Annotated in this window: 1 protein-coding gene; it reads left to right on the plus strand. The window is 42.4% G+C overall.

Features of this window, described 5'->3' with window-relative positions; translation table 11 throughout:
• Nucleotides 1-34 precede the first annotated feature (34 nt).
• Nucleotides 35-13,774 carry a DUF5776 domain-containing protein gene (locus RZ79_RS01105; RefSeq protein WP_054449648.1) on the plus strand — a complete coding sequence of 4,580 codons (13,740 nt, stop codon included), beginning with the start codon at nt 35-37 and terminating at the stop codon, nt 13,772-13,774.
• Nucleotides 13,775-13,929 lie beyond the last annotated feature (155 nt).

The following is a 13,929-nucleotide window of genomic DNA, read 5'->3' on the forward strand; positions in this document are numbered from 1 at the left end:
AAATATATAAATTGCATTTTTAGGGGATGATATATTGCAATATAATAAAAATGAATTTAATAAAGTAAATGACAAAAAAGTCATGAAAAAGGTTAAGAAACAATGGGTTGTTGTATCCATTGCGACCTTAGCTCTTTTAGGTGCGTCTGCATACGGTATGACAAACACTTCCCAAGTGGTTGTTCATGCTGATACAACAGGTGCATCAGGTACATCAAGTAGTGATAATGGTAATGAAAACCAAGCTGAACAACAATCTTCAGCTACGAGTCTAGGTACTGCAGATGGTTCTGCTGGAAGATCAAAAGCCACATTATCAGCTTTCCAATCAGATTATGATGCGGCGTATAGTTCAGCTTCAACTTCAGCAAGTTTAGCTGCTTCTAACGCAGGTTCAAGTGATTTTACCGCTAATAAGTCAAAGGCTTCTTATGCAAACCACCAAGACGCATACGATACAGCATACTCAGCTGCATCAACTGCTGCTAGTGTAGCTGCATCACAAAAAGCACATGATGACAGTGTGGCTGCATCATCAAGTGCCGTAAGTGCAGGTATTAGTGATTACGCTAAAGGCAGGTCAGCTGCTTCAAATGTAGGAGATGTAAACCAATCTACATATAACAGCGCATACAGCCAAGCAAGTAGCGGATTTTATGCTGCTTTGAACAGTAGTACAGCTAGTGGTGCTAACACTTCAGACGCTAACTACCAAGCTGGATCATCATATGAAGCTAAATACTCAGCTGCGATTTCAGCTGCCATTAATGATGTTGTTATGAGTAATGGTAACAACATGGCTTCTTACTCAACCGATCAAGGTGCTTACTACAGTGCTGCTTATGCTGGTGCTCAAGTTGCCATTAATGCATACTCAAATGCTACTCAAGGTAATGGTACTGGTACTCAAGATTACAACTACTACAACAACACCGCTAACACTTCCTACACTTCAGGAAATGGATCAACAGCTGCAGTTAAACCAAACATTAACACATCAAATTGGGGCCAAGGTTCAAGCGCTACATATAACGCTTCAGCAGCCGCTTCATACACTGGTTCATACAATGACAGTTACCAAGCAAATAAGGGGGGAGCTGATAACCCTAACGATGCTTATAACTCAGTAATTAGCTATGAAAATGACTTAGGTCTAAAATTCAATAATGCACAAAACACTTCAGTTAAGATTAATGGTCAAAATGCAACATCTGGTACAGCTAACATTAAGGTAGCTTCACAATCAGATGTTAATACCAATAATTCTGCATTCTATGGTGCGTTATCTGACGTTTACAAGTACGCAACTTCTGCAGCTCTTGCTAAGCAAGGTATGGTAGATGCCGAAAAAGGTAAGTGGACAGGGGTTATTGGTGATGGATCTGCTAAGGGTAAAACCCAAGATTTCTATCTAACAAATAATCCAAACGTTAACACTAGTTCTACTAACCCATACGATCAAGGATACTTAGGGGCAAAGGCCGCTATCGCTGCTCAATTCAATGGTGGTAACTCTGTTCAATCGATTTCTGCCATTGATGCCTCAAGTAAACAAGACAAGAACTACATCGCTGCATACAATGACGTTGTAAGTCAAGCAGCACAAAACGTTGTGTTCGTATCTACTGGTAAGCAATTTGACGGTATTATGAATAACTCAACATTGTTAAGCAAAGGTTTCACAATTAAGTTGGTAAATGATATTGACTTACATCCTGTTAGTACAGCTCAAGAAAATGATGTTAATGTAAATTCTACAGATGGTAAAACTTTTGTGATTGATGGTCAAAATCATATTGCTGATATGTCTGGTCAACAGTATAAATTTAATACAAACTCAACTAGTAATACTCAATTATATGTACAAAACTTCCAAACTCTATATGGAACTAACTATTTTGGACCATTCTCATTATCTAATGGTGGTGCAATTTACTACAAGAATGTTAACTACGTTGGTTCACAAATCTTGTCAGCCAAAGGTAACTACGTTTATGTTGATGGTAATGTGAACGTCTTCCAACGTGATGATGTTTACGATTCACCGTTCTTAAAGGGACAAGGTGCCCAAGGATCAGGTAACCAAAATAACCTATCAATTGCCAACATGGTGTTGAACAAGGGTGCTCACTACTTTGGTTCAGTTGGTTCAAATACTGGTTCTAACGTTGTTTACATTTCTGGTGGTGGTAATCTTACCTTAGGTGAAGACTCGAGTATGACATTGATTCCTAGAGGTAACGCAACTGGTGGAGACGACGGTGCTGACCAAGGACCTATGGGTGTCGATATTCAAAATGGTAGTTTGACTGTGAACAAGAACGCCAACTTGAACATCATGCCAGATTACTCCAACACCTACCCAGATTATGGTGCCGGTGGTGGTATCTATGTAGGTAGTAATGGTGGTGTTCGTGTTGATGGTGGTCGTATTAACATTGAATCTAACCAATCACCTAAGATGTATGGACAAACAAATGCACTACTTTATGTAAATAGTGGTTCAAATGTTTTAGCAACCAATGGTGGTACCATTCAAGTTAAGGTTGCTCATATCAGTGACAATCGTGCTCCAAAAGCTCCAACATCTGGTGGTGGATTAGTTTACCTAAATGGTGGTACTGTTCAAGTCGCTAATCGTGGTAACTTAATCTCAGCCATCTCTGATGGTACAGGTGCAGGTGTTCCTTTAGTTTACGGTAACTTGATTGTCAACAACTCTGGTGATAGTCACGTTATCCTAGATGCTGGTTCAGCTAGAAACAGTAATGGAACCAACACCAACCCATTTGTTAGTGGTGGAAATATTAACGCCTACACTGGTAAGGTTAATGGTAAGATTTACTACAACTACCAAATGAACCCATCAAGTCAATACACTTCAACTGATCAATACTTGAAGACAACAAATAACACACCTTATTCTGGTGGACAAATCTTAGACATTAGTAGTATTCCTTCTGTATATTTCGCTAACCCAATCAGTGCTAAGACTAACAGCGATGGTTCAATAACTGTTTCTGGTATTGCTAAGGTTGCTGGTTACGATGGTTCTGACTATGCTAAGCAAAACGTTTACCTACAATTTGGTATTGATAAGAATTCAACAACTAACTACAATGATTCCGGTATGACCACATTCCTAACTACTGATTCAACCGGGAAGACTGTTCAATACTCAAACCCAGCTAAAGATGATAATGGAAATATTGTTGATAACAACGTATACTCTGCAACATCATCATCAAATGTTAATCAAATTCCAATTAACTTCACAATTCCAGCTAATCAAGCTAATGGAATTAAGACTGTTGGTATTTACATGAGATATGGTGTTAATGGTATCTACATGACTGCAACACCAAGTGCTAATGGTGGTAGTGACTATAGTTCATCCATCGTTGGTTACTCAGCCGGTTCAAACGGTGTATTATCTCAAGATTCAGCCGCAACTGTTCAAGTTAATAGTGGTAAAGGTCAAGATATTACTGATGGTTTAAACAATGCGATTGCTGATGCCACAAACGGTACCAACTCAAAAGATCCATTAAGATATCAAAAGAACAACGATTATACTGGTGTTTACGATAGTGTAATGAGTGGTTACAAAGCTGCAACTCCTCAATTGCTACAACAATTAGGAATTACGGACCCAACCAAGGCCCCTACTACACTTACACCTGACCTTTTGGCTAAGATTCAACAACTACCAGAATATCAAAAGGCTTCTAACCCAAGCGCCTTCATGCAAGGTTTACAACAAGCATATCAAGATTACTTAGCAAACTCACAAGCCGCAAACGACATTGCAAATGCAAGTCCAGCTGCAGCTGCTTCGGTTGCTAACGGTAGTCAAGATTCTGCTTATAAGAAGAACTATGCTGCTAGTTACAACACAGCACAACAAGCTCTTAACGATGCAGTTGCTGGTACCAAGACTAACAGACCTGCTGACACAGACCCAACTGGTCAACAAGTTTACGATAAAGCTCAACAACAATATAAAGATGCTCAACAAGCCATGGTTGAAGCTGCCCAAGGTACTACAAACAATCCAAACAACTTAGACCCATCAGCTTACCAAGCAGGTCAAACTGCTTACAACCAAATTGTCAATGACGTAAGAAGTGGTAAGAAAGAATCATCAAACGATTCTCCTTTCAACCAAATGTCACCATTGCAACAAACCTTATATAACCAACAATATGATGCCATTAAAGCAAAATACGATGCTGGTCAACAAGCTGCATTGAGTGGTCAAGCTGCTCCATCAGATCCACAAGCACTTGCTGGTTACAATGATGCAAAAGATGGTTTCAACAATGCCCAAGTGTCTGATACAGAAAAGAATTCACCTGCATACAAGGCCGGTCAAGCTGCCAAGACTGATGAACAAGCTGGACAACAAGCAGCAATGAGCGATTCAAATGCACAACCTACTGATAAAGATTCACAAGCTAAGAAAGATGGTCTACAAGCAACAAAGGATGCATATGCTGCTGCAAGTGGTCAACAAGCTCCACTAACAGCCGATCAACTAGCACAAAAATCATTACCTTACCAAGACGCTTATAAGGCCGCTCAAAATAATGCAAACAACACTGTTGCTCAAGCGGAAGCTGACTATAAGAATGGTACAACAGCTAACAAGCCCCAAGGTAATGGTGTAGATGCTGCGGCTTACAAGAAGGTTCAAAATGATGCTGCTGCCGGTGCTAATGCTGCTAGTCAACCAGGTAGTGCAGACACACCTGATGCAAACCAAACACCTGCATACAAGATGGGTTACAACGTTGCTAAGGGTTCAGCTGACGCTTTAAATGGTGCTACAAAGAATCCTAACAACACTAATCCAGAATATGGTAAAGCATACGATGAAGCGACTGACGGTTTTAATAGTGCAAACAACACTGCCCCTGAAAACCAAACAGCTGCATACAAGGCAGGTCAACAAGCTAAGGAAGATTCGCAAACAGGTGCTGATTTAGCAACTAAGGGTCAAGGCCTACCAACTACCCCAGCTCCATCACAAGCTGAACAAGATGGTTATCAAGCTACTAAGGATGCTTATGATGCTGCTGCTGGTAAGAAGGCACCTATTTCAGACACTGATCTAGCTAAGAAGTCATTAGCTTACCAAGACGCCTACAAGAAGGCACTTGCTGCTGCTCAACCTGTAGTAAACAACGCACTTGCTGATTACAAGAACGGTTCAACTGCTAACCAACCAAATGATCCAAACAGTGCTGCTGGTCAAGCATACAAGGCCGTTAAAGATGATGCCGCTGCCGGTGCTAATGCTGCTAACCAACCAAATAGTGCAGATACACCTGCTTCTGACAAGACACCTGCTTACAAAGAAGGTTACAACATTGCCAAGGGTGTAAGTGATGCTGAAAATGCTAAACAACCTTCATCAACTAACCAAGACCCTGATTACACTAATGCTTACAACAACTTTAATAGTGAAAAAGCGCAAGGTGAAAGTGCTAAACCAACTGATTCTGCTCCAGCTAACGCAGATCAAGCAACCAAAGATGGTTTCGCTTATGGTCAAGGAATCGCTGCTCTTAAGAATGCCAAGAACCCAGAAGATCCAAATGCTTCTCAAGGTTTAACTGGTAAACAATTAGATGGTTTCAATGCTGCTAAAGTTGGTTACGAAGCTGCAATGAAGGGCCAACCTGCTCCAACTGCTCCAGCCGCTGCTGTTGAAGGTTACAACTACGCAAAAGCGTTAACTGATGGTTCTACTGCAGATAAGAGACCTGATACTGCTACTGGTAACGATGACCTACCAACTGAACAAAAAGCTTACGATGACACTCAAGCTGCCGTTGCACAAGCAAAGGCCGATATTAAGGCTGGAAAGACTGGAAGCCAATTAGCTCCTAGTGATGGTAACGCCAACAATAAGGATGTATACGATAAGGCTTACGCCGCTGCTGTTAAGGCTTACCAAAACACTGATCCAACTGCTACTGCCGCTTCTGCTGGTATCAAGGATGATGTTGTCGGTGCCGCTGCATTCGAAGCTGCCAAAGCTGACGGTCTAAAGGTTCAAGGTGCTAAGGCATTCACAGATGGTAAGGCAAACAACCAAAGTGATTCTAACTTTACCAAGGGTTACAACGATGCTAAACAAGGATACGCCGACGCATTACATGACAAGAGTGCGCCATCTAATGCCACAGATGAGTACAACACAGGTGCTGCTGCCGCTGCTAACGATAAGGCTGGATTCCTAAGCGCTGAAAACGGTAAACCTGATGACTCAGATGCCGCTAAGGGTGCTGCTGCTGCTATTGCTGCAGTTAAGGCTGCCAAGGGTAAAGACTTAGATTCATTACCTGAAAGCAATGATTCAACCAAGCCTGCATCATACAACAACGCTTACAACGCTGCGTTAGAAGATGCTAAGCAAGCTGCTAAACAAGGTATTGCTTCACAATTAACTCCAGATAGCACAAACACTCAAACCCCAGTTCCTGGTGCATTAGCCGATGTTTACAAGGCTGCTGCAAGTGACGCTCAAAAGGGTTACGCTGAAGGATTAACTGGTAAACCAGTATCGGACAGCAATAATGCTAGCGAGACTCAAGGTAACCAAAAGGGTGCTTCTGATAAACAAAAATATGAAGATGCTTTAGCTGACTTTGCTAAGGGCATTACTGACCCAGCAAATGCTTCAACTGACCCATCATTGAAGTCAGATCCTGTTTACAGATCAGCTATTTTCGCTTTAGTTGATGCTTCTAAGGGAACAACTGGTAGTGATAACTCACCTGTATACACAGTTGCAAACTCACAAGCATTAGGTGCCAAGGATGCTCAAGCAGAAATCGCTAAGGATGCTGCCAATGGTACTGATCCACAACCAATCAAGGACCTAAGTGATCAAAGACTAGCTCAAACCCCAGCTAAGGATAAGCAATCATACATGAACGCATATAACGACGCTATCAAGGGTTACAATGCTGGTAAGAAAAACACATCTGACACACCTAATAATAATGACCAAGCTGATCAAAACGCATTTAATGCTGGTAAAATACTTGGTGATGCTGCTCGCGGTGCAAATGATGCATTAAATGGTAAGAAGTCAAACGATGATGTTGCTTCTGATTTAAACAGCACTGATCCAGCTAAGAAGGCTTACGCTCAAGGTGTTACTGATGCTAACAATGGTTACGCACAAGGCCTAAGTGATCAACAATCAATGAGTTCTGATGCATTAGCTCAAAAGACTCCTGCTTTCCAAAAGGCCTACGCTCAAGGACAAGCTGACAAGGCCGGTGTTGATGCTGCTAAGTCACAATCAACTCCAGATGCTAACAACGTGCCAGACAACATCAAGAATAACCAACAAGCTGCTGATGCTTACAAGGGTTATGCTGCTGCCGTTGCTGCAGTTAAAGCTGCAAAGGGTGACGCTACTAAGGCTGACCGTCCAAGTGACTTTGATTCACAAACTCCAGACTTTAAGGCTGCTTACCAAAAGGCAATGCAAGATGCTGTAGATGCTAACAAGGCTGGTCAAGATTCCGTTGCTAACCCAAGTTCAGCTGCTGCTCGTCCAAGTGACCCAGCTCAAGCCGCTGTATACGATGCTGCTAGAAATGATGCAAGCAAGGGTTACGCAGAAGGATTAACTGGTAAACCAGTTTCAGATACTAATAATGGCAACGAAAAAGCTGGTCAACAAGCTGGTCAAAACGACAAGGCTAAGTATGAAGCTGCTGTTAATGATTATGCAAATGGCATCACTGACCCAGCAAAAGCTTCAAACCCAGCTAACGCAAATGACCCAGTATACAAAGAAGCATTGAAGGCAATTGCCGACGGAGCTCAAGGTAGAACTGATGCTAACGATAAATCACCTGTATATGCGGTTGCGAACTCACAAGCATTAGCTAAGAAGGATGCAATGGATGCAATTAAAGCAGCCAACACTTCTGCTAATGGTACTGATCCACAACCAATTACTAGCGACAATGACCCAAGACTTGCAAATACTCCTGCAACTGATAAGGAATCATACAAGAATGCATTTAACGATGCTATCAAGGGTTACAACGCTGGTAAGAACAATGATTCAAGCGCTACACCAACTAACTCTGATCCAGCTGACCAACAAGCATTTAACGATGCTAAGGTTGCTGGTGAAGCTGCTCGTGGTGCAAATGATGCATTGAACGGTAAGAAGGAAAATGCAGATGTTGCTTCTGATTTAAACAGCACTGATCCAGCTAAAAAGTCATACGCTCAAGGTGTTACTGATGCTAACAATGGTTACGCACAAGGTCTAAATGACGCAACTCCAATGAGTAGTGACCAATTAGCTAAGAAGACTCCTGCTTTCCAAAAGGCCTACGCTCAAGGACAAGCTGACAAGGCCGGTGTTGATGCTGCTAAGTCACAATCAACTCCAGATGCTAACAACGTGCCAGATAACATCAAGAATAACCAACAAGCTGCTGACGCATACAAGGGTTACGCTGCTGCCGTTGCTGCAGTGAAAGCTGCAAAGGGTGACGCTACTAAGGCTTACCGTCCAAGTGACTTTGACTCACAAACCCCAGACTTCAAGGCTGCTTACCAAAAGGCAATCCAAGATGCTGTAGATGCTAACAAGGCTGGTCAAGATTCAATTGCTAACCCAAGTTCAGCTGCTGCTCGTCCAAGTGACCCAGCATTAGCTGCTGTATATGATGCTGCTAAGCACGATACTAACAAGGGTATGGCTGAAGTATTAAGTGGTAAGCAAGGTAATTCAGATTCTTCAAATCAAAACGAACAAGCCGGTATTCAAGCTGGTACCCAACTACAAGCTGCATACCAAGCTGCCGCTAAGGACTTTGCTGCTGGAATTACTGACCCAACTAATGCAACTCAAAAATTCAGTGATCCTGATCAAGTTCAAGCTTACAAGGATGCATTGGCTGGTATGAAGGATGGTTCACAAACACCTGCTTCAGACCAAAATGATCCTAAGAGCAATTCACCAATTTATGCTATTGCTAAACAACAAGCACAAAACGTTCAAAACGCTGTCGCTGCTGCTCAAGGTAGTCAAAATGTTGCTGACGGTCATCCTAACCAGGATGCTGACCTAGCAAAAGCAACTGGTTACGACAACGATGACAATAAGCCTGACATGAATGATGCATACACTGCTGCAGCTAACGCATACAGCGATGCAATCAACCATACAAATGGTGACAATCCTACAGATCAAAGCAAGTACAGTCCTGCTGATCAAATGGCTTATGCTCAAGCTTACAAGGCTGCTAAGGATGCTGCTGCTAAGGGATTAACTGACTTTGGTAATGGTAACAAGGATCAACAACCAAATAACCCAGCTGATAAGGCTGCTTACAACAAGGCTCAAAGTGATGCTCTTGATGGTTTGAATGATGGATTAGCAAACAATGTCGATACTAATAAACAAGGTAACAACCCTGCATACAAGCAAGGTGTTGACGATGCTGCCGCAATCAAGAAAGCCGCTGAAGATGCCGTAAATGGTACTCCAGATGCTGGTAAGTCAAGCTTAGTTTCAGATGCTCAAAAGGCTGCTTACGATGCCATCAAACCTGCTGCTGACGCTGGTCAATCTGAATACACAAATAACCCAGATAAGTACGCTGGTAAGACTGGTGACGCCTTGAAGACCGCCGCTAACCAAGCAGCACAAGATAAGTATCCAAACGATCCATTGAAGCAAGCTGCATTTGCTCAAGCAATTGAATCTGCTGGTGACGCATTTGGTAACGGTGCTAGCGCATTCGGTAATGGTGAACAACAACCAACTGGTATTGCTGCTGCTGGTTACCAAGCTGCTCAACAAGCATACAATGCTGCAACTGACGGTACTGGTAAACCTGAAAAGGTAAACGGTCACTACCCAACTCCACAAGGTGTTACTCCTTCTGATCAATACGACAAGACATTTGATGCCGCATACGACAAGTACAAGGCAGCTGTAGATAACGCTGCTCAAGATACTGCTGCAAACGGTGGTACTGCTACTAAGGCTGATGACTCAAATGTTTACAAGAACGCTACACCTAAGGAACAAGCTGCTTACAACGATGCTGCTACTAAGGCTGCTAAAGGTATTGCAGATGCTAAGTTAGACGACCCAACCAAGGATGCCCAATACGGTACTACCAAGGATGGTAAGTTCGTTCCTAACGATGACACTGCTGCTCAAGCATACGCTGGTGCTAAGGCAGGTTATGCTGACGGTAAGACTGGTGCTACTAACGAACCAACCAACGTAAGTCCTGCTTACAAGGCTGCTTACGACAAGGCTAATGCAGATGCTAAGGCTGCTGCACATGCTGGTGTTGAAGACTTTGCACAAGGTTTACCTGCAGCTAAACCAACTGAAGATTCTCAAGCTGCTAGTGATGCTCACAGCAATGGTTTCAACCAAGCTGCTGCTGGTTACCAAGCTGCTATTAATAACCCATCAGGTGACTTCTCAAGTAACCCAGATGCAAGTTACCAAAAGGGTGTTGATATGGCTAAGGCTGCTGCCGCTGCTCGTGACAACGTTCTAAACAATGGTGACAACGCTCAACCTACTCAAGGTGAAACATCAACTGATCCAGATGTACAAGGAGCCGCTAAAGCTGCTGCTGCTGCCGCTAAGGCTGCATTAGCAGATGGTAAGAATGGTTTAGATAAGGTTACAAATACTGATCAAGTTCCTGATGAATTCAAACCATATGCTAAAATTTATGCGGATGCCTACGCAACCGTTCAAGATGCTGCTACAAAGGCTGCTCAAAATGGTGCTTTAAACTTTGCTTCAGATGGTAAAGAAGGTAGTCATAACACTGATAATAACGATAAGTCAGTTGATGCTGTTGCTAACCAAAAAGGTTACGATGACGCTAATAAAGGTTACCAAGCTGCACAATCTAACCCAGATGAAGCTGCAAGTTCAAATTCAGGTTCTGTAAATGAAGATGAAGCTGCCAAGGGTGCTGCCGCCGCATTTAACGATGTTGCCGGTAAGGACAATGCTAAGCCAGGAGATCATGCAACTTCTGATAACAACCCTGTATACAAAGCTGCTTACCAAAAGGCATTAGCTGAAGGTAAGGAAAATGCTTCTGATGGTGCTGAAGCATTGTTCAACAATAACCCTAATAACTCAACTGCAAACGCTTCAACATTAGCTAAGCCAAACGCAACTACTGCTGCAGATAAGGCATTTAACAAGGGTCTAGAAAATGCTAAGAACGCTCTAGCTGATGCTCAAGCAAACGATCCTTCTAAGGATGCTCAATACGCTGGTAACAATGCTGATACAGATGCTGGTAACGTATACCACGCAACTCAAGATGCATACAACGCTGTATTGAATGGTCAACAACCATTAACAGCAAGTCAACTAGCTTCTAAGGATCCTGTATATGCTGCCGCATACAAGAACGCATTATCACATGCTCAAACTGCTTCAACTAATGGTGCTACTGACACTAACGATAACGGTTCATCATATGATCCAAATGTTTTTGCTAAAGCTGTTTACGAAAAGGCAAGAACTGACGCAAACAAGGCATATAACGATGCTCTTGCAAACAAGGATCCAGAATTAAAGGATCACAATGGTATTGATAAGGGTTCAGTTGCTTACCAAGCCACTCAAAACGCTATCAATGACTACTTGAAGAACAACGGTAATGCTAAGGAGGATCCAACCGCTGCAGGCATGGATCCAGCTAATGCTCAAGCTTACAAAGCTTACTATGAAAAAGCTAAGGCTGCAGTTGCCCAAGCTGCAACTGATGGTGTTAATGCTTACCTTGGGGGTAAAGCTATTGACGACGTTCCATCTGTTGAAGGTGACAATACTGGTTTAGGTCAAGTTGCTAAGGAAGCTGCAGAACGTGCTGAAAAGGGTCATGAAGATGCTGTTAACAACGATGGTCGTGTCAGCGATGCTAACCAACCAATCGCAACAGACCCATCTTACCTAACTGGTTTGAAGGGTGCCCAAGATGCTGCTAAAGGTGTTGCAGAAGCTAAGGCTGACGCAACTAAACAACCTGATGTAGCTGCTCCTCAAGCTGAAAAGGACGGATTCAACGGTACTGTCGATGGATACAACAAGGCTGCAACTGATGGAAGTATCAAGCCTCAAGATATCGATGCATATATCGCTGCTAACCTAGGTAACAAGTCAATTGCTTACCGTGACGCCTTCAAGAACGCATACCTAGATGGTCTAAAAGTTGCTAAGGCTGGTGCTGACGCTGCAAACGCAAACGAACCAGACGCAACTAACGGTCAAAATGGTGCAGCTCAAAAGGCTCAATCACAAGGTTACAAGGATGCAACTAACGCATTCCTAGACAAGCTACATGGTGTCGACGACAAGGACGCAACTTCAAATACTCCATCTTCTGTTGCTGGACGTCAAAGAGCTAGCCAATATCTACTAGCCCTACAAGATGTTGCTGAAGGTCATCCAAATACTGGTAGCACTGATCCTGATTACCAAAAGGGACTAGCTACTGCTCAAGCTGCTGTTGCTCAAGCTGTTGCTGATGCAAAGGCTAACAAGCAATTACCAGCTGACCTAAGTCAAATCCCAGTTCCAGATGGTTCAGACCCCGTTGCTTACCGTGATGCTTACGCTGGAATTCTAAGTGGTTTCTACAACGGTTACAACAGTAAGTCAACTGATTCTGGTTCAACTGATGCTTACTACAACATCGCATTTGGTATCGGATATGCTAAGGGTAAAGCAAGTATCCCAACTGATACTTCAGCTCCTAGCGACTTCTTGAACAACAGAAAGATGCCAACAATCACAGATCCAGCTGTTGCTAAGGCATACAAGCAACAATATGACGAAGCTAAGTCTGGTTTCTATGATGCTCTTTACAAGAGAGGTTCTAAGTCAAATAATGCATACTACAAGGCAAGTTACAAGCTTGCTCAAGATGGTTTAGCTGGTATGAAACTAGCTGCTAAGGGTGATACCAAGGCCAACCGTGATCTTCTAAAGACCAAGGACGCTTCATTCGTCAATGGTTACAACGGTTACCTAAAGGGTGTCGCTGCTGCTAAGAGAACTCTTAAGAAGAACAAGAAGCTTTCTGCTAAGGATCTTCTAAACAAGGATAAGCTATACAGCTACACCTTCAAGGAAGGTTTGAAACATGAAATCAGGATTCAAAGAAAGCATGGTAAGAAGTTCGGAACTAGAAGAGCGCTAGAACGCTTCGCAATTCCTAAGAACATCTACACTCATCATTCTGAAAGCTATGCTCGCACATACGTTGCAACATACAAGAAGGAAATGAAGAGACACATGCCAAGATACATCTACAATGTAGGTACTATCTTTACGCATAACCATGTTAAATTCACTCGTCATACTCGAATCAGAAAATATGCTTACTCAGCAAGATACAATTCAACTGTATTCAGAGTAGTCGGCGTGAAGTACTACAAGAACCGTATCCCAAGATACCGTTTAAGCAATGGCGCTGTAGTAACTGCAAGTCAAGCAGTACAAAACGCTTACTACAAGAAACACTTTAAGAAGTATCGTGTAATCAAGCCTACGGGTGTGTTGATCCATACTGGTAAGACTTTCACTAAACGTAATTCAGTAAGAAGATTGTACAGAGGAGAAGTATTCCATGTACGTAAAGTGGTTAAATTCCATGGTATTACTCGTCTATACGTTGGTAAGAGTGCTTACATTACTTCTAACAAGACATTTGTCAAAGCAATTATCAAATAATTGCTAATAAAAAGAGCTACTGGATAATTTCAGTGGCTCTTTTTTATATACTCATATTAAAAAGGAGAATAAAGTTTAAGATTTTTTTAAAAATAAGTTTATTAAGCTTTTTTGATGAATAATAGAGTAGAATAGTGTTAAATTAAGATTAGAGT

The sequence above is a fragment of the Apilactobacillus kunkeei DSM 12361 = ATCC 700308 genome, assembly GCF_001281265.1.
Taxonomy (GTDB): domain Bacteria; phylum Bacillota; class Bacilli; order Lactobacillales; family Lactobacillaceae; genus Apilactobacillus; species Apilactobacillus kunkeei.